We start from the raw sequence: 20,124 nt of genomic DNA, 5'->3' as shown, positions 1-20,124 counted from the left end.
GAAATGCAAAAATTCAAAGAAATATTTGCTAACTAATAGGTATTAAATTATTGTCTTGGATGAAATCTACAAACACCAAACACAAGGAAGAACTAATGACAGGTTGGATTTATAACAAGAAAATTTTGACTTGGGTCAAGGAAGATAACGAAGACTTGCGTAACTGGCTAGCATGCCGCTATGACAGTTACAGTAATTATTTTAAATTTCCAGATGCCACATTAGATAGCTTTATTAGAGATGAAATAAAACGTATAAGTGATAATCAAGATAGTCAAAAAGTTAACCTTGATAAGCTCTATAAAGCATGGAAAAGCTATGAAAGAGGCTTAAAAAATACATCTAATAAAGTGTGTAAACTTCAGCTGGAGGTGTCTAGATCAGCGCGTGATAAACTAAAGGCGCTTAGTGACGCGGATGAAATATCCCAATCTAAATATATTGAAAAGCTAATAAATTACGCTAGGAAAAATCCTAAGTTGATTTCTAAAGATACAAAAGTGCAAGAGCAATACGAACTTAAAAAGAGAACTTTTGATGATATCAGTGAGATTAAAGCTATGAAGGAAGACATATCATCTATAGATGCTAAGGTTACTAGGTTATTAGATGCTTGGGAAGGGTAGAGCAAGCTCAGCGAGGGCGTTGAGGGTGTTCAGAATTTTGTGGCAGTCATGGTTATTTTTAAAGATAAATAGCTTTTAGTATACCTATTAGTATTCCTTTATTTTATTTTTAAAGGTATTGTTTTTATAAACAATGGTTTATTGGTTTTCTATGAATCCCTCTCCCCCATTATTCTTAGAGCCCAGTTATTAATATCGAAAGGTAACAATAACTGGGTTTTTTAATGCCCTCAGAATGACTAATTATTTACTAAGCAAAGTGTCGATAACATGCCGACAAGTTCATGTTTTTCGATTGGTTTTGAAACGTAACCATCAAATAGCTGCCTGTATATTTCTTTTTGTTCTGTAAAAACATTAGCAGTTAATGCAATAACAATTTGTTCGCTATTAAGCGCCTTAATTTTTTTACATGCCTGAAGACCATCCATTTTTGGCATTTGAATGTCCATAAAAATAATGTCTGGTTTGTGTAACTCGTATAATGAAATCGCTTCTAAACCATTGTTGGCAATAATAATGGTGGCTTTAGTTGGTTCAAGCATCGCAGCTGCAACAAGCTGATTTATTTTATTATCTTCAGCTAATAAAATAATTTTTCCAGATAGGTCAGGAAGCTCAATATTTTTGGTTGTTAATGTGCTGTCATCCACCTGCGCTTGTTTTAATGGTAAGTACACATAAAACTGACTCCCTGAACCTAACTGGCTTGTTACTTTAATTTCGCCATTCATAAGGCCTATTAATGATTTAGTGATGGGTAAGCCAAGGCCCGTACCACCATATTCACGCGTGGTTGATTGCTCAGCTTGTTCAAAGCGCTCAAACAATCGATCAATTGCTTGCTCAGAAATTCCAATTCCGGTGTCTGATATACAACAACATATTCTGCTTTCCTCAGTTAGCCTAAAGGTTACTGTAACGCCACCTTGAGATGTAAACTTAATCGCGTTAGATATTAAGTTTAAAAATACCTGCCTGAGTCTAACTGGGTCGCCCACCCAATGCTTGTGCTCTATATCAATCACAAATTTAAGGTAAATGTTTTTATCTGTTGCTTGCACACCTAAGTCTGACTCTAAGTGATGAATAAGTTCAAAAAAATCAAAAGGCTTATGCTCTAATGAGAGCTTGCCAGCCTCTATTTTAGAAAAATCAAGAATATCGTTAATAATGGTGGTGAGTGCTCGAGTTGAATACAGTGATTTTTTTAAATACTCTTTTGATTTTTCATTAAGCGGTTGTTCTTGTAATAGTTGTAATGTGCCAAGTATACCGTTCATCGGGGTTCGTATTTCGTGGCTCATATTTGCTAAAAACTCAGACTTAGCCTGCGATGCTTGCTCAGCAAGTTCTTTTGAGTGACCAAGGGCTTGCTCGTGGTCAATTTGTTCTGTTAAATCGTAAGCAATACCTAAGTAGCCAACGGTATCTCCTTCGTTATTTAACAACGAAGTGACGCTTAAATTAACTTGTATTTGCTCGCCTGTAGAAGAAATATATGTCCATTGATTAATATCTGGCTCTGTTGCTGTTGCTTTTAGGATAAATACTTCAAAACTAGGGGGTACAGGTTTATTTAATTCAGCACTAAGTAGTTTAGCTTTTTTTATAATTTCTTCTTTTAAATGAAATATGCCAGGGTTTTTAATGCCAATAACATCTTGCGCTTTGTAGCCTAATAACTTTTCTGAGGCGGGATTAAATAGAGTGATTAAGCCGTTTGTGTCGGTCGCTATAATTGAATAACTAGCACTGTTTAAAATACTTTGTTGGAGCATGCTCATATCGGCTATTTCTTGCGTACGTTGTTTAACTTCGCTTTCTAGTTTTAAATTTGCTTGCTGCAATGCGAGTTTATTTTTTTTAGCCTGAAGTGTTTTTCTCTTAATTCTTTGGTTTCTTCTAAAAATAAACAATTGCATTAAAAAAACTACAAACATACAGCCAATAGTGGCGAAAGAGCCATTAACAATAGCTTGATACCGACTAGGGAGATGAAGGTTATAAATAAAGGCGTCTGAGGCATCAATGGTAATTTTCCACGTTCTACCCATTAATTTTATAATTTTAGTTAATTGATAATCGTTAGTTTTGCTTTTTATGCCATAACTAAAAAAATCAGTCTCAGTATTGTTATTGATATCACTTATCGTTAGTTGATTTTCATCAAGGTGTGAAAGTGAGTCTAAAATTTTATCAATTAACAACGGCGAATATGCCCAACCTAAAAGCTCATTAAGGCGCTGTTTTTTATTATCAGAAATAGTAATGGTTTTATATATTGGCACTAATATTAAAAAGCCTTGTTGCGAGAGTTTATTCGCTTGTACTAAAGTCAGTGGCGCCGTTAATTGGGTTGTATTATTTATGGCAGCATTTAGTGCTGCCTGTTTGCGTATGCTCTCAGATCCAATATCTAATCCAATTGCTTGTAAGTTTTTTTGCTCAGGAAAAATATATTGAATTATAAAATGCTCATCACTAGTCGCTACGAGTGTATTCAAATTAAATGTCTGATCGGGTCTATCGTTTTTTGCATCATTCAAAAATTTATTTAATTGCTCAACGCCAACTTTTTTTATATAGCCAATACCATTAGCTCCAGGGAATTCTTTAGCGTAGTTACGGCTCCCAGAGTAGTTAGTTATGGCTTGATAGTTTAAGTTATTTGCACCTATCCCATGTACAAAGCCCTTTAAACCAAATAGCCCATATTGATACAAATCGAGCCTACTGTTAATACCTGTAGAAAGCGATGATAGGCGGTTATCAAGCGCATTGTTTATTTTATTTTTTATGGCTTCTTGGTGTTTAATATGAGCAAAGTAGGTAAGTATAATGCCCGCAACTAATAAAATGACGTGAGGAAGCAGTGAGATTAATAACCCTTTATTAACCGGTCGTGCTTGAATCATTAATTAATCCTTTTTCATGAGTCGCAGTAAGTGTGTTTCTATTTTAATAACGTGATAAATATAGCACCTATTATTCAAGACACAACTTTGTTATTAATTGGAATGTATATATTTTATAGAGGTTTAGAGTAGGGGGAGTCTAAAAAGTTGATTTTAAGCCTCAAGATAAAATTAAAATACATATAAATATAATAATTTATAAATTCTGCATCACTTTATAGATACCAACAAAAGTAGTAGCAAAAGGCGCTGGTTTTTGTGCCTATTGATTTTTAGAAGAAATCAGCTGCTCATAACTTTACTTAGGTAAGTTTAAATCAAGTAAAATTTAGTTAATATTATGAGGCTTTTTTAAATAAAATTAGCGACTTAGATACGAGTGAGCAAGAGGTAATCTTTACCAATTTTTACAATTCATCCGAAATAAAACAAACTCTTACTATTTTATAATATAAAAATTAAAACATTATAAATTTATATTGTTCTATATTTATTAGCATGAAAGAAAGGTAATTACTTGAAATGTAATTACCTTATGACATGTTTGCCGTGTAGGTCAAAAAGCATACACATCCCTATGTGCTGCACAGTAAAAACTTAAAAAACAAGGTAACGGAGATAACTATGGCTCACCGAGTATCTAAATTACTTGCGGCAACAGGCGCAGTATTAACATGCATTTCTATTCCTTCGTATGCTGCTGTTAATGGGCTGACAGAACAAGATGAATTTAATTTAAAACTTAGATCAATTTATTTCGACCGTGACTACGATAACGACGCAAGTGACGATTCAACTTTTGCTCAAGGTATAGAGCTCAATTACACATCAGGTTATATAAATGATTTATTGAGTGTGGGTGTATCGACTTACACCGTAATGAATATTAACTCTACAGGTTCAGCCGCAGGTAATATTTTACCAGCAGGTAATGAGAGTGGTGGAGTAGACGATAGCTTTTCTAAATTTGGTCAATATTTTTTAGATTTTAAATTGGGCAAAAACGGTCACGTTAAAGTAGGTGGGCAAAAAACCAAAAGTATGCTTTTAAAAAGCTCAGGCAGCCGTGCTATTCCTAATACTTTTCGAGGTGTTTTTGGCGACTATAAAATCGGCAACACTAAATTATATGGTTACGTATACGACAAATGGAGCCGTCGACATGATGAAAGATGGGAAGACTTTTCTACCGACCAATCGGCAGCTGGCGCCATTAGCGTAATTTGGGGCGTAGGTGCTACGCATAAAAAAGACAACATAACATTAGAGGCTGAATATTTAAATTCGCACAATTATCTAAGTAAAATGGGATTAAAAATCAGTTACGACATTAAACTTGAGCAAAGTAAGTTAACCCTTTCAACTGGCATATTTACCTCACAAGATGATGGTGATTTATTTGTGACAGGTGCAGAGGGCGGTGATTTAGATGATGAGGATGCACCTGATGCTTTAACAGGTTTAACTAAAAGTGAAAACGATGGATTTGCCTATTACTTAGATGCTGATTGGAAAAAAGATATTTGGAGTGTAGGTGCGGCATTTACTAAGGTAAGTGATGCTTGGATTGAAGATAACTTTAGTGGCGATCATGGTACAAACCCATTTCCAACTCGCTCATTGATTGGTGCCGATTTAACAAATCAAAACGAGGCAACGTGGCAGGCACGTTTTGGCATTGATTTAAAAGCAGTATCGCCAGGTTTAACAACAAAGTTTTACTACACAAGCGGTAGCGATGCTGAAAACTCTGCGCTGGGTAAGTTAGCTGGCACAGCTGATGAAAAATATTGGGCTGTAGATACGCGCTATAAAGTTGAGAAAATAAAAGGCTTAAGTTTGCGCTGGTTATTTGTAGATTATACAACCGAAAAATCAGGCAGCGTTGATGGTGTTAAAGGCGACAGAGCCGACCACCGAGTTTATGTAGATTACACTATTAAATTTTAAAATAACGTTTAATAAGCCAATGCAAATTTATACATTGGTTTTATTTCCTTTATTAATTACCACTATGATAAAACTAACAAATAGATAATAAAAATAAAGCTAATATATGTTTTCTCTTCAACAGTGGCAATCGCAGGGCCAATTCACTCATATTTCTGGCCATCAAATATTTACAAAAATAGCTGGTGATATAACTAAGCCTGCGCTGCTTTTAATACATGGCTTTCCAAGTGCTAGCTGGGATTGGGAAGGTATGTGGCAAACGCTTAGTGAACATTATTTTGTAATTACGCTCGATATGCTAGGTTTTGGTTTGTCAGATAAACCAATAAACGCTACTTATAAAATTACCGAACAAGCCGACTTATATACCCAATTTTTAAAAACGTTAAATATTAATGACGTACATATTTTAGCTCATGACTATGGCGATACAGTGGCTCAAGAGTTATTAGCAAGGCAAGTGGTTAGCCAAAGTGACTTTAAAATAAACAGCGTGTGTTTTTTAAATGGTGGGTTATTTCCTGAGGTGCATAAACCATTATTTATACAAAAGCTTTTACTTTCAAAGCTAGGTTGGATAGTGCCAAAATTAATGAATAAACAAAAATTTGCCAATAATTTAGTTACTATTTTTAGTAAAAGTACACCGCCCTCAAAACAAGTGGTAGACACACTTTGGGAGTTGCTAATTTATAAAGATGGTTTAGCCGTTATGCCTAAACTCATTAGCTATATAAAGCAGAGGCAGCAAAACCGAGAACGCTGGGTTGGTGCCATCATAAATAGCAATATACCACTTACGTTTATAGCAGGCGCAGAAGATCCTATCTCTGGTAAGCACATGATTGAACATTATAAAAAGCTTATTCCGAATGCGCGCGTACAAGAGTTTGTAGAGCTTGGGCATTATCCGCAAGTAGAAAATCCAGATGCTATTACGCAGGCTTATTTGGATTTTAGAAATTGCCAATAAAAACGCGGCACTAAATTAAGTGCCGCGTTTATAAATTAATAACTCTGAGTATTTAGGCTTTGAACCTTAATATTTTTTCTTCGGTGCTTTTAATTGTTTTTCAAACTCGTCTGAAAACAATATCGTGCCGTCGTCTTCCTCTGTAGGGAAGGCTGCAATAAGTAGGTCATCTTCTTCAAGGCCTGGTGTCCAGCGACTAAACCAGTCAGCAAGTGGAATTGCTTTAGCGCTGCAGCCAGCCCATTCGCCAGTTGCCCATGCTTCTGCAAATTCGCGAGTTGGCCAAACTGGCACACAGTCGTCATCTTCGTTGGCAAGCATAACGCAGCCATCATCGTCGTTTAAAATCCATACTTGTTTAAATTGTTGTACGGTTTCGAACATATAGGCTAGGCGTTTTTTTGCCCCAAGCCCTAAAATTACAGCTTGTTCTTCGCTTAAATTTGGCGTTGTCATAATTAGCTCACTCTTAATTACTATATCTAAATTATATGCACACAAGTATATCGAGTTATATGACAGAGTGTTGAAAAGTTGCTATTTAATTTCAGCAATGCAGATCTAATTTGTATATTGAACAGTATAAGTCACAACTAATTTGAGCGATCATTCAAAATAAGCTTGAATGTTTGTAAAAAGGCCACATTGTAGTAAGCATATACTTAATGAAGGATTGAAAAATGACTACTGATCTACTTGCTCCGTTTAAACTAAATAATACGATTGAGCTTAAAAACCGCGTACTTATGGCACCATTAACGCGTTGTATGGCTGACGATAACTTAGTGCCAACACAAGATATGGTTGAATATTATGCTCGCCGTGCCGAAACCGGTTTAATTATTAGCGAAGCAACTATTATTCGTCCAGATGCGCAAGGTTACCCAAATACACCGGGTTTATTTACCAGTGAGCAAATTCAAGGTTGGAAAAAAGTAACTGATGCAGTGCACGCTAATGGCGGCAAAATGTTTGCACAGCTTTGGCATGTTGGCCGTGTTGCACATCCTCACTTTTTTGATGGCGATGTACTGGCACCATCGGCAATTGGCGTTGAAGGCTCTGTACCTCGTATGCGTGAGCTTACATACATCACACCAAAAGCAGCGACTATAGATGACATTAAGGGCCTAGTAGCTGATTACGCAAAAGCGGCAGAAAATGCGATTGAAGCGGGTTTTGACGGGGTAGAAATTCACGGTGCTAACGGGTATTTGATTGACCAGTTTTTACATTACGCTGCAAATACACGCAGCGACGAATACGGTCAAACGCCTGAAAATATGTCGCGTTTTGCACTAGAAGTAACCGATGCAGTTATCGCCGCTGTAGGTAATGAGCGTACTGCTTTACGTGTTACACCGGGTGCTTATTTTAATATGAGCGAAGATAACCGTGATAAAGCGGTATTTGATTACTTATTACCAGAGCTTGAGAAGAGAGATTTAGCATACTTACACGGCGGTATTTTTGACGACAGTTCAACGTTTGAGTCGCTTGAAGGTAAAACGACGTCTGAATTTTTACGTGCAGGCTACAAAGGTACATTAGTAGGCGTAGGCAGCTATACTTTTGAGTCAGCAAAAGAAGCAATTAACGATGCTAAGTTTGATTTAATCGCTATTGGTCGCCCACTTATCGCAAACCCAGATTACATTAGCAAAATTGCAAACGGTGAAGAGTTAGTACCTTACAGCGATGAAATGCTAGCTGAATTGAAGTAACAGCTAAATATTATATTTAGTTATTAAGGCACCCAAAGTTAAATCTTTGAGTGTCTTTTTTTGTACATATTCCCGCCATAAATCTTCCATATTTGTTTAACCTTTATGTAAATAAAGTTCATCCTCGTTGTCATGTTTAAAATCCATACTGTGCTCGTTTTCATATTTCATAATTAAAACTAAACGGGACAACAATGTACGCTTTAAAAAACAAATCGCTATTGAGCATGGCTATTGCTATGGCGGTATCAACATCTACTTATGCTAACGACAACACCATAGAAGAAGTAACCGTGGTTGCTAAACCAACGAGCTACGCTAACAATGTTATTGAGCCTGCAATGCTTGAGCAACAAAGTTCGGTATCGAGCATATTATCGGTTATTGATAATTTACCAGGGATTAGCATAAACGAAGGTGATGCATTTGGTGGCGACGATTGGTCTACTACAATCACTATGCGTGGTTTTAGTATTGATGGAAACCAACAACAATTAGGTATGACCGTTGATGGCATTCCCAATGGTGGCTCTAATTACGGCGGTGGTGCTAAAGCTAACCGTTACTTGGAGAGCGAAAATTTAGCAACAGTAGAAGTAGGTCAAGGTACGTCTGATATTAAGTCGGCTTCACTTGAAGCACTAGGCGGGACATTTAACTTTGTAAGTAAAGACCCAAGCCTTGAAAAAGGCACTACCTTTGCTTATACATCAGGCAGCCACGATGCCACGCGTTATTATATTAAACACGAAACAGGCACTGTTTTTAATAACACACAAGCGTACGTAAGTTACTCGCAAACAGATACAAGCCGCTGGATTGGTTCAGGCAGTAATGGGGGCAAAGACAACCAACACGCTGAGCTTAAGTTTGTATCTAATTTTGACGATTTAACACTTACTGGTCGTTTATCTTACGATGATGTAAGCGAGACAAACTATAACAGCGTAAGCCTTGAGCAGTTTGAACAAACTCCAGACTGGGATCAGCTAACATGGAATTGGACGGGAGTTCCGCACTTTGACCAAATGTTTGCAGAAGGTTGGGGAACGCTTCGTGAAAATACCTTAGGCTATTTAAAATTTGAATACGCTATTTCACCAACTTCATTATTAACTGTTAGCCCTTATTATCATAAAAATTCAGGTCGCGGCGATTGGATCCCACCTTATTTAACAACACCTGTTGATGAAAATGGTGACCCAACAACCGAGGGTGGCACTAATGCAGGCTCTTATGGTTTTGCTGATAGTGAAGGCAACCCGCTTGCACCAGATGCCGATTGTACGCAAAGTTTGAGCTGGCCATGGGAGTCGGGTCCTGGTTTAAATCCTGCGTGTTACGATGCAACAGCAACGCCGGTTATGTCTTACCGCCATACGCATTACAACAAAGATCGTTTAGGTGTAACGGCAAATTACCAAGCTACATTTGGTGATCACGATATCGAAGCGGGCTTTTGGTATGAGCAAAGCGAGCGTGACGAGTCGCGTGATTGGCACAAAGTAATTGACGCGCGTATTTATCATCACTTTGATAGCACGCCTTACTGGACACAATACAAAAACACTTTTGATACCGATACATTCAAATGGTACTTACAAGACTCGATTAATTTTGGTGACTTAACATTAAATATTGGTGCAAAACAGTATTTAGTTGAATTACAAAAGTATGACCACTTTGCTAACGAAAGATCAGATAAAGTAGATAGCGACTCAGACGTGTTATTTAGCGGTGGCGTATTGTATCAACTAAATAACAGCACAGAATTATTTGCTAGTTACAGCGAGAATTTTTCAGCAATAAAAGACGGTGTGCTTGAGCGAGATAGCTCAACACTTACAAACATAGAGCCAGAAACTGCCGACAACATCGACTTTGGTGTACGTTACCAAGCCGACAGATTAACCCTTACAGCAACGGCTTACAGTGTTAAGTTTGATAACCGCATTACCTTTATTGCCCCTGGTAGTGGCACAGACGGCATTGATTACACCATTGGTACAAATGGCTCGTACGTAAATGTAGGGGGTATTGACTCAAATGGGCTTGAGCTTGCAGCAAGCTATATGTTAACACCAAGCTGGAGCGTGTACTCGTCGTATACTAATAGCAGTTCTGAGTATTCATCCGATGATCCAAATGCATACGATTCACAGGGTGTAATATTAAGAGATGAAAGTGGTAATGAGGTAGCACCGAGCTTTAGAAAAGGCGACAGCATAATAGATTCATCAGAAGATTTATTTGTGGTATCTACCGATTACTTTAGCGATGGCTTTCGTGTTGGTTTATCGGCTAAATACACTGGTGAGCGCTTAGGTGCATGGCAAGACGAAGACACTCGCACGCGTAATAAAGTAGACGGCTACACCGTACTTGATTTTAATGCAGGTTATTCAACTGACGTAGATGCAGGTCCGTTTAAAGCCATTGACGTATCGTTTGTTGTTTATAACGTTACTGACAAAAGCTACTTAGCAGGTGGTACTGGTAACGGCGCTACTTATTACATTGGGGCGCCACGCACCGCAGCAGTTACACTTACCGCTGACTTTTAAGTTAAAGTTTAGGGTTAGTAACTAAATTAAAGCAAAGCCCATCACTGATGGGCTTTTTGACTGTTTAATGACTAACGTATTGATTTATTAGAACCAAATTCAGTGAATAGCTACCCCTAATATTGAAAATATCTTACACTGGTTTTATCTCAAGCAAGGCCAGTGTTATATGCTAAATATTATTCAATCAAACCGGATGGAAGCCCTGCAAGCGCAGTTCCACCAGCTGTTAAAAATAAACCCATTGCAAAGCCCGTTCGACAAAGAAGTGGTGCTAGTGCAATCGCCGGGTATGTCGCAGTGGTTAAAAATAGGTTTGAGCGAAAACTTAGGGGTTGCAGCGCAGGTAGATTTTCCGCTGCCGTCGAGCTTTATTTGGCAGTTGTATCAGCAATTACTGCCAAATGTCCCTAAAGAGTCGGCATTTAATAAGCCCAACCTTGCTTGGAAACTGTTTGCAATTTTACCAACCTGCATTGATGAACCGCTTTATTTGCCGCTAAAAACCTATTTAGAGGGCGATATTGACGGGCAAAAAACCTTTGCGCTATGCGAAAAAATAGCCGATGTGTACGACCAATATTTAATGTACCGACCGCACTGGATAGCCACATGGGATAGCGGCAAAGATGAGCTTGATGACGTAGATGTAGCCATTGCCCCATGGCAACCTGATTTATGGCGACGCATTGTAAAGCTAAGCCAAGAACTTGGGCAAAGCCAATTTCATCGCGCTAACATGCAAGGGCAATTACTTGCAGCACTTGAGACCATGGACAATAGCTTACTGCCACAACGCATTAGTTTATTTGGTATATCGGCGATTGCCAGCTCCCAGCTTGAGGTGTTTGAAGCACTGAGTAAAAAAACAGAGGTTATATTATTCTTTTTTAACCCAAGTGAGCACTACTGGGGCGATATTATAGATGAAAAAACAGCAGCTAAAATAAGCGCTAAATACGCTAAAATGCCGCTGGTGGAAGCGCAACAAAAAAAACAAACCAATCCAGATGAAGAATACTACTTTATTGGTAATCCGTTGTTATCGTCGTGGGGTAAATTAGGTCGCGACTACTTTGAACAACTTGTACAGCTAGATGCTCGTTGGATTGATGGCTTTATTGATGTGTTTGACGACACCTTACTAGGGCAAGTACAAAGTGAGATTTATCAGCTTGCGTTTAAAGGCGAATCGCTGACCGATAACAAAGAGTGGTTTATAAACGACGAAGGTAAATTACCAATCAGCGCAACCGACACCAGCATTACGCTCAGCGATTGCCATACACCGCTCAGAGAAGTTGAGCGCTTGCACGACTACTTACTTAACTTATTTAATCAAAACCCAACGCTTACTCCCAAAGACATAATTGTCATGATGCCCGATGTAGGCACTTACAGCCCCTACATTGAAGCTGTATTTGGCGGGGCGCAAGGCAGCCGTTTTATTCCTTACGCATTGGCCGATTTAGCCATAGAGCAAGAAAAGCCCGTGCTTAGCTCATTTGCGAGTTTAGCTAACTTACCGTTTTCGCGCTTTGGTGTGTCGGATATTCTCGATTTATTACAAGTGACGCAAATAGCCGAAAAGTTTGGGCTTGAAGCGCACGAATACGAGCAAATTCAATATTGGCTTGAACGTGTAGGGGTAAAATGGGGTATAAACGCAGCGCATAAAAGCAGCTTTGATTTACCCGCTATCGATTTAAATACCTGGCAACATGGGCTCAACCGTTTACTGCTTGGTATAGCCATGCGCGACGAACAATGCCCGTTTAACGGTATTTACAGCGCTGATGAAGTAGAAGGCATGGCGCTTGATACGCTCAACAAGCTCGTGCACTTTATTGATGTACTGCAAAGCTTTAAAGAGCAGCTAACGCCTGATGACATGCTCACTAATAAAGCGCATATTTTAAGCGAGCTATTAAACGCTATATACGAAAGTGAAAGCGACGACAGCTGGGATTTATTAGTACTTCAAAACGTGCTCGAAGAGTTACAAAAACACCACGACAACGGCGATTACAGTAAAGCGGTTTCGCAGCGTATTGTTAGTTACTTAGTTAAACAAGGCATTCAAGAAAAAGGCGTAGGGCAGCGGTTTTTGGTTGGGCAAGTAAACTTTTGTACGCTTATGCCCATGCGCGCCGTACCATTTAAAGTGGTATGCATGCTGGGCTTAAACGATGCTGACTACCCGCGTAACGTACAACCCATTGGTTTTGACTTGGTGCCTTATTCTAAAAAGCAAAAAGGTGACCGATCACGTAAATTAGATGACCGCTACTTATTTTTAGAAGCGCTACTGAGTGCCCGCGACAACTTATACATGAGTTACATTGGTCGCTCGTGTTTTGATAACCAACCGCGCATGCCATCAACGCTTGTAAGCGAGCTGTTAGAATATATTGGGCGTAGTTTTGTATTAAGCGAAAAGAGTGAAAAAACGCTGCCCGCATGTCTAATTAATCAGCAGCATTTACAGCCCTTTAATAGCCATTACTATTTAGCCGATGAGCAAGCAAATACTGTGCTGAGCAACCACAGTTACAATCCAATTTGGCTGCCAAGTGAGTCAATTAAACCAGAGCCAGTTATTGCGCTTGATGTGACTGTGCCAGATCAGCTAGATCTCGATGTGTTTATTAGAAGTGTGTGCAGCGCACAAGAGAGCTTTTATCAACAAACATTGGGCTTACGCCTACCACAATTTAACGAAGTAGCAAAAGACGAAGAACCCTTTAGCCTAGATGCGCTGCGCCGTTATTTTTACCTTGATGAAATACTTAAAGCCAATATAAACGAGCAACCACTGAGTACCGAGCAGATACTGCAGCGGGGTGAGTTACCTCAAGCCAATGTAGGCAGCCTCATATTTGAGAGTATGGAGCACCGAGTTGACGCGCTTGCAGGGCAAGTAAAAGAGCACATTAAAGGCGGAAAAAGTGAGCCGATAGAAGTTTTGCTTACCATTGAAGGCACCAAAGTAGAGGGCTGGCTCAATCATGTTTATTTGCAAAAACAAGTGTTTTACCGCAGTGCGAGTATTAAAGCGAAAGATTTAATTAAAGGCTTTATTTATCACCTCGCAGCGCAAAGTATGGATCAACAAGTAGAAACATTGTTACTTGGACTCGATAAGCAAATTACCTTTGCGCCAATTAATAAAGCTGATGCCGATGCATTGTTACTTGATTGGTTTGAATTATACAAAGCGCTGCGCGCAGAGCCTGTGCCATTTTTTCCGGTAAGTGGTTATGAATACGTTAAAAGCGGCGGCGATATAACAAAAGCAATGAGCAAATTTAGCCCGCAATACATAGGGCGAGGCGAGGGCGAAAACCCGTATATTCGCTTAACGGTGCAATCGCTAAACGACTGCCAAGAAGAATTTATAAAATGGAGTGATAAATTGCTCACGCCTTTATTTGAACACGCAAAGGAGAGTGACCATGCAAGCGCTTAATCCTCTTACTATGCCGCTCATTGGTCAAAGTTTAATAGAAGCCAGTGCGGGTACTGGTAAAACTTATACAATTACGGGGCTGTATTTACGTTACTTACTAGGTATGCAAATAGAAGGTGAGTTAAATACGCCGCTCAGTGTTGAGCAAATTTTGGTAGTAACCTTTACCGACGCTGCCACTCAAGAAATTAAAGACCGCGTACGTAGCCGAATTATTGCTGCGCGCGACGCATTGCTTGGGCAAGACCCAAACGACGAACTCATTGAAGGCGTAATTGCCAAAATTGATGATAAGCACCGCGCGTTTGATTTGCTCGATGCAGCTGCTAAATCAATGGACGAAGCCGCTATTTTTACTATTCATGGCTTTTGTCAGCGGATGCTAAAACAACATGCGTTTGAGTCGGGAGTGGCGTTTAATCTCGAATTTATTTTAGATGAGCGCGACATACTGCTCGAAACCATTAAAGATTTTTGGCGTGCGTTTGTATACCCACTTAATAAAGAACGCACCGATGCTATTTTAGATGTATTTGCCGCACCAGAGTCTTTATTCGCTCAAGTGGCGAGCATTTTAAACAAAGCTAATGCACACATTACACCACAAATAAATTTAGATGATGTATGGAAAGCCCGTGACGAGTACATAACCCGTGTGCCTGCATTTAAAAAAGCGGTGTTAGAGCAAGAGTTTATCGGTGCTATTAAAAGCTCGGGTTTAAGCGGGTCTAAAACGCCAGCACGAAAAGGCAGCCTTGGTGCGCTTGAAGCATTTTGTTTAGGGGGTGATTTGTTTTTTGAATTTGGCACTAGCAAGTATTCGTTTGAAGTGTGGAGTACAGAAAGCTTAAGCGATGTGAGCAATTATAAAAAAAATCAGCCATTATTTGTGCATCCATTACTGAGTCAGTTTGACGAGCTTGCCGCCCTTAACAACACCATAAACCAAGGGCTCAAAATAGCGGTTATACAACATGCAGCACGCTGGGTAAAAGCCGCAATAGTTAAGCGTAAACAAGAGCAAAGCGTTATCACCCCAGATGACTTATTGACCAATTTACATAGTGCGCTTAATAACGAGCAAGGCGACGTACTAGCGCAAAAAATTGCGCAGTTGTTCCCGGTTGCCATGATTGATGAATTCCAAGATACCGATCCGATTCAGTACGGTATTTTTAGTAAAATTTATGGGCAACAAAATACCACGCTTGCCATGATAGGCGACCCTAAACAAGCTATTTATGGCTTTAGGGGCGCAGATATTTTTACCTATATTGGCGCAAAAGAAGCTGTACAGACTGATCAGCAATTTACGCTGGGTACTAACTTTCGCTCAAGCACCGATATAGTCAATAGCGTTAATAGTTTATTTGGCAAACACGCTAACAGCTTTATTTATAACGACGCCATCCCCTTTAACGCAGTAGCTGCTAAAGGTAAAAAAGCGGAAGACTCTTTTTTAATTGATGGCAAACCCGCGACCGCATTCGAATTTAATGTATTTGTGGATGAAGCCGCAGACGAAAAAAACAAACCAACCAATAAAGGTATAGGGCAAGCGCATTTAGCCACTCACTTTGCTAATAAAATAGTCACCCTGCTTGAAAAAGCAAAACAAGGGGATGCGTGTATTGGCAGTACCCCTGTAAGCGCTGCCGATATTTGTATATTAGTGCGCGACCGTGTTGAAGCGCAAATAATGAAAAAAGCACTTAGCGAAGCCAAAATAGCCAGTGTGTATTTATCGCGCGAGAGCGTTTTTAGCCAAGAGCTTAGCCATCACCTACTTAACTTTTTAACAGCGCTGCATGGACAATATGATGAGTCATTGCTGCGCGGTGTTTTAGCGGGTCCGCTATTTTGTTTAAGTTATAACGAAATACATGCACTCGCTGATGATGAAAATAAATGGCAAGACTACTTAAACTTTTTTGCACAACTTAGCCACATTTGGAACAAGCAAGGCGCTATGGCCATGCTTGAGCGCTTAATGAGCCATAACCAGCTTAGCGCTAAATGGCAAGGGTTAGGATATAACGTTGAGCGTTGGCTGACGGACTTTAGGCACTTGGGCGAAATACTTCAGCAAAAACAAATAGAGCTTGAAGGCACGCTGCGTTTACTGCGATGGTTTGCACAAAAGGTAAGCCAACAAGACGGTGAAACAGTACAAGTACGCCTTGAAAGTGACGCCAACTTAGTTAAAATTGTCACTATGCATGCCTCAAAGGGGCTTGAATACCCTTTGGTATTTATGCCGTTTGCCAGTGGCTATCGCGAAACAAAAGAAGCGCTTTATCATAATAATGGCAAGCTAGTTTACGATTTAAGTAAAGACGAAGATGCCCTTCAAAAAGCAGAACAAGAACGCCTAGCTGAAGATTTACGCCTGCTTTATGTAGCACTTACTCGCGCCGTACATTTTTGTGCGCTTGGTGTTTATAACATTGGGCAAGGACAAAGTAGCCGCTTGGCTATGCAAAGTAGTGCACTTGGGCATGTTTTATTTGCAGGGCTTGAACTTGCCAGTAGCCAAACATGGCGCACGCATTTAAGTGAGTTTTGCGACGCTAACATCGCGATGAGCTATCAGCAATTTACCTCACAAACATTATTAGAGCAGGGAACACTTTGTTTTAATAACAGTGAAAGTGCGCAGCAAACGTTAAGTGTTAATAAAGTAACAGCAAATATTGAACGTAACTGGCGAGCAACCAGCTTTAGTGCGTTGAGCTTTAAAAAGCACAGCGACCAATTAGCCCCAGGGCGAAGTGATGAAGATCACGAAAAAGACGAGTTTGCAGTGCAAGAGGACGAACTACCATCACCTTATAGTTTTCCTAAAGGGGCAAAGCCTGGTAGCTGTTTACACGAAATATTTGAACAAATAGATTTTACTAGCCCAATAGTTCACCCAACTAATACCGAGCAAAACTTATCTGAAGTAGTTAAGCGCAGCCTTGAAAAGTACCACATAGGTGATCAATGGCGAGAAGTGGCTGAAAAGTGGGTACTTGATGTTCTTGCGTGCCCCCTAGATAACAGTTCTTTAGAAAAAAGCCTTCTTTCATTGGGTGTGCTTACACCCAAAGATTGCCTAGTCGAAATGGAATTTAATTTACCTCTTGAGAGCTTAAGTGCACCAAAGCTAAACGAAATGCTGGTTAAACATTTTGGTTTTACACAAAGTAAGCTTGAATTTTCGCACGTAAAGGGCTTGTTAAAAGGCTTTGTCGATTTAATATTTTGCTACCAAGGCAAATATTATATTTTAGATTATAAGTCTAATTATTTAGGTAGCACGCCAGCTGATTACGAGAGCGACATGCTTGAGCAAGCGATGAGCAGTCATCAGTATCATTTACAGTATTTAATTTACACCGTAGCACTGCATCGTTTATTAAAACAACGTATAGCTGATTACTCGGTAGAAACTCATTTAGGCGGCGTGTATTACACATTTTTACGAGGAATGCCGGCAGGGCAAGGTGTGTACTTTAAAAAGCTAACTGAAGAACAAGTGATTATTTTAGATGGCTTATTTAGCCAAGGAGCCATGCTATGAGCGATTTAAATGAGCAACCTGGCTTGTTTGACGATATTGACGAGACACTTGATAATGATGCAGCAGAGCCTCTTACTTCAAAAAATGTAGCACAAGATGCCTCATTAGAGGACATTGTGTTAAATAATACGATTATCGAAGTACCGTTACTTGAGTATTTATTAGCGCTAAATAGACTACGTGTAGTTGATGTTAAACTCGCAGAATTACTGTGTGCTAATGACATTGAGCAACCTCATAATGAACTGTTTTATATTATTTTATTGCTGTGCTTATCGCAGCAAAGCCAGCATAGCTGCCTAACCTTAAATGAGGTTGACTGGAGCAATCCTTTTAACTTGCGCAAAAGCGACTTTAATAAACTAGATGGCAATGTACCCAGTACGCTAAGCCCGTTTAGTGATGACTTTAATGTACATACAGCGCTCAGTTATTTACAAAACCATGAAAGCGTGGGCGAGAGTAAACCACTGCAACTGTTTAAAGAGCGACTTTATTTTGCGCGCCTTGCCGGTTATGAGCAAACACTCGCTGACAGATTATTAAGTATGAGCGAGCGAAAGCTCAATATTAATAATGAAATATTGGCAGAACTTTTAAATACCTATTTTCCTGCTGATTCTGCAATTGAAACTGATTGGCAAAAAGTGGCGTGTGCGATTGCTGCCACCAAAGGCTTTAGCGTGATCACGGGTGGTCCAGGTACCGGTAAAACTACCACAGTGACTAAGTTGTTGGCTATTTTGCAGTCACTTTATAAAACCGCGCCGCTTAGCATTAAGCTGGTGGCACCGACAGGTAAAGCCGCTGCACGTTTAAGTGAGTCTATTTTAGGCGCTAAAAATAAGCTCACAACGATTCCTGATGTTATAAAAACGCTGATACCGCAAAACGCTCAGACTATTCATCGCTTATTGGGCGTAAAACCGTTTACTAATAAATTCAGACATAACAAAAGCAATCCACTGCATTTAGATGTGCTGATTATTGACGAAGCCAGTATGGTCGATTTATCGCTGATGGCTAAATTAATAGAAGCACTGCCTGCGCATGCGAGATTAATACTCCTAGGTGACAAAGACCAGCTGGCCTCGGTAGATACTGGCAGCGTAATGAGCGATTTATGCCAAGGTTTAACACTTGGGCAAACGCCACGCTACTCGCAAGCACGTTGTGATGAGCTAAATAGCTTATGTTTTAATAATGAGCCTAAGCTCGTAGCGCAAAGCGTGAGTGAATTTAAACTCGCAGATTGCGTTGCCTTTTTACAGCACAGTTATCGATTTGATGCACAAAGCGGCATTGGTCAACTCGCACTTGCGGTAAACACAAATAACACCGGTATTTTAAATTACGTTGAGCAAGAAAGTAGTGAAGGGCGTTTTAACGATGTAATTTTAGATTACGACTTTGTAGCGAAACCAATTGAAAAGCTTGTTAAAAGTGCAGCAAGTCATTATGCAAAATACCTTAATTTAATTGCCCAAGGTGCAGAGGTTGCACAGGTGCATGCTGCTTTTGCGAGTTACCAGCTTTTAGCTGCGGTACGAGAGGGCGATTACGGCGTGCATAGCTTAAATCAGCGAATAGAGCGCGTATTGCAACAGCAAGGTTTAATAACAGTTAGCCCTAATACTCATCATTATACAGGCATGCCCATTATGGTGAGCCAAAACGATTACCAGCTTAAGTTATTTAACGGCGATATTGGTATTTTAATGCCCGATGAAAGTAATCAGCTCAAAGCCATATTTATTGACGAGCAAGGTAATCAACGAGCATTTTCGCCAGCACGACTCCCTGCACACGATAAAGTATACGTAATGACTATTCATAAATCACAAGGTTCAGAGTTTAGTTACACCGCTATGGTACTGCCACCGCTAAAACAAGCGCGCATGGGTATTAACAGGCAATTAGTGTATACGGGAATAACCCGCGCTAAAAATAAGTTTGAGCTGGTGGCTGACAAAAAAGTACTGCAACTAGCAATGAATAAAAGCGTATCAAGAGCATCAGGTTTATATGAAAGGTTACAATTTTAAGCTTAATTTGAATTTTTTATTAATAATTTAGCTTCAAACTGCTTGTTATTTATCGCGTTATTATAAATGTCTTCTATACTAAAGTTAATTTTATATTGAATGTATTCGGGCGTGTTGATCTTTGGTGGGTGAATTTGCAGTAGTGTGTTTGGTTTTTAGGCAAGGCAGAGCCTATGTAGTGTGGTATTTCCCATAAATAGGCGATAACGTAGTATAGATACCAAACATACGCTGCCCTTTGGGTTCTTTCTAGGGACGATTAACTCTTTGTTGCCTACATGGATGTA

General features: G+C 39.5%; 10 protein-coding genes. 8 read left to right on the top strand and 2 right to left on the bottom strand.

Features of this window, described 5'->3' with window-relative positions; all coding sequences use genetic code 11:
- Positions 1-95 precede the first annotated feature (95 nt).
- A complete protein-coding gene (locus H5092_RS07820; protein ID WP_182721299.1) occupies positions 96-626 on the top strand; it encodes a hypothetical protein in 531 nt (176 codons plus the stop codon).
- A 239-nt stretch (positions 627-865) separates the two neighbouring features.
- On the opposite strand, the gene H5092_RS07815 is transcribed toward H5092_RS07820, so the two are convergent.
- Positions 866-3,544, bottom strand: coding sequence for a CHASE domain-containing protein (locus H5092_RS07815; RefSeq protein ID WP_182733260.1), 2,679 nt, complete (start codon positions 3,542-3,544; stop codon positions 866-868).
- 624 nt (positions 3,545-4,168) lie between these two features.
- Between H5092_RS07815 and H5092_RS07810 the strand changes: the two genes are divergently transcribed.
- Together H5092_RS07810 and H5092_RS07805 are read left to right on the top strand one after the other, a co-directional pair.
- Positions 4,169-5,494, top strand: coding sequence for an OprD family outer membrane porin (locus H5092_RS07810; protein WP_182733259.1), 1,326 nt, complete (start codon positions 4,169-4,171; stop codon positions 5,492-5,494).
- Between the two features lie 106 nt (positions 5,495-5,600).
- Entirely contained in the window at positions 5,601-6,470 is an 870-nt protein-coding gene (locus tag H5092_RS07805) for an alpha/beta fold hydrolase (protein ID WP_182694196.1), read from the top strand.
- A gap of 66 nt (positions 6,471-6,536) precedes the next feature.
- Here the strand turns inward: H5092_RS07805 and H5092_RS07800 are convergent, their stop codons facing one another.
- Positions 6,537-6,926 (bottom strand): DUF2750 domain-containing protein, encoded by a 390-nt coding sequence (locus tag H5092_RS07800; protein WP_002962412.1) that lies wholly within the window; start codon positions 6,924-6,926, stop codon positions 6,537-6,539.
- A gap of 224 nt (positions 6,927-7,150) precedes the next feature.
- On the opposite strand from H5092_RS07800, the gene H5092_RS07795 reads away from it, so the two are divergent.
- From H5092_RS07795 to recD, 5 genes are all read left to right on the top strand, one after another.
- The gene (locus H5092_RS07795; RefSeq protein ID WP_182733258.1) at positions 7,151-8,194 is read left to right on the top strand and encodes an alkene reductase; all 1,044 of its coding nucleotides are present in this window, start codon (positions 7,151-7,153) and stop codon (positions 8,192-8,194) included.
- A gap of 194 nt (positions 8,195-8,388) precedes the next feature.
- Entirely contained in the window at positions 8,389-10,758 is a 2,370-nt protein-coding gene (locus tag H5092_RS07790; RefSeq protein WP_182733257.1) for a TonB-dependent receptor domain-containing protein, read from the top strand.
- Between the two features lie 169 nt (positions 10,759-10,927).
- Positions 10,928-14,227 (top strand): exodeoxyribonuclease V subunit gamma, encoded by a 3,300-nt coding sequence (gene recC / locus H5092_RS07785; protein ID WP_182733256.1) that lies wholly within the window; start codon positions 10,928-10,930, stop codon positions 14,225-14,227.
- Positions 14,214-17,792 (top strand): exodeoxyribonuclease V subunit beta, encoded by a 3,579-nt coding sequence (recB, locus tag H5092_RS07780; RefSeq protein ID WP_182733255.1) that lies wholly within the window; start codon positions 14,214-14,216, stop codon positions 17,790-17,792. The genes recC and recB overlap by 14 nt, the downstream gene beginning before the upstream one ends.
- On the top strand, positions 17,789-19,837 hold the full coding sequence (recD, locus tag H5092_RS07775; RefSeq protein ID WP_182733254.1) for an exodeoxyribonuclease V subunit alpha: 2,049 nt from the start codon (positions 17,789-17,791) through the stop codon (positions 19,835-19,837). The genes recB and recD overlap by 4 nt, the downstream gene beginning before the upstream one ends.
- The last annotated feature ends 287 nt before the right edge of the window (positions 19,838-20,124 follow it).

The sequence above is a fragment of the Pseudoalteromonas sp. SR41-7 genome (assembly GCF_014163935.1).
In the GTDB taxonomy this organism is placed as follows: Bacteria; Pseudomonadota; Gammaproteobacteria; order Enterobacterales; family Alteromonadaceae; genus Pseudoalteromonas; species Pseudoalteromonas distincta.
The sequence above is the reverse complement of the archived record's forward strand: the minus strand, read 5'-3'. Positions and strand labels throughout refer to the sequence as shown.

Bases quoted from the DNA above. Each gene is read 5' to 3' on its own strand.
- H5092_RS07820 (WP_182721299.1), top strand. From the start codon at position 96: ATGACAGGTTGGATTTATAACAAGAAAATTTTGACTTGGGTCAAGGAA.
- H5092_RS07815 (WP_182733260.1), bottom strand. From the start codon at position 3,544: ATGATTCAAGCACGACCGGTTAATAAAGGGTTATTAATCTCACTGCTT.
- H5092_RS07810 (WP_182733259.1), top strand. From the start codon at position 4,169: ATGGCTCACCGAGTATCTAAATTACTTGCGGCAACAGGCGCAGTATTA.
- H5092_RS07805 (WP_182694196.1), top strand. From the start codon at position 5,601: ATGTTTTCTCTTCAACAGTGGCAATCGCAGGGCCAATTCACTCATATT.
- H5092_RS07800 (WP_002962412.1), bottom strand. From the start codon at position 6,926: ATGACAACGCCAAATTTAAGCGAAGAACAAGCTGTAATTTTAGGGCTT.
- H5092_RS07795 (WP_182733258.1), top strand. From the start codon at position 7,151: ATGACTACTGATCTACTTGCTCCGTTTAAACTAAATAATACGATTGAG.
- H5092_RS07790 (WP_182733257.1), top strand. From the start codon at position 8,389: ATGTACGCTTTAAAAAACAAATCGCTATTGAGCATGGCTATTGCTATG.
- recC (WP_182733256.1), top strand. From the start codon at position 10,928: ATGCTAAATATTATTCAATCAAACCGGATGGAAGCCCTGCAAGCGCAG.
- recB (WP_182733255.1), top strand. From the start codon at position 14,214: ATGCAAGCGCTTAATCCTCTTACTATGCCGCTCATTGGTCAAAGTTTA.
- recD (WP_182733254.1), top strand. From the start codon at position 17,789: ATGAGCGATTTAAATGAGCAACCTGGCTTGTTTGACGATATTGACGAG.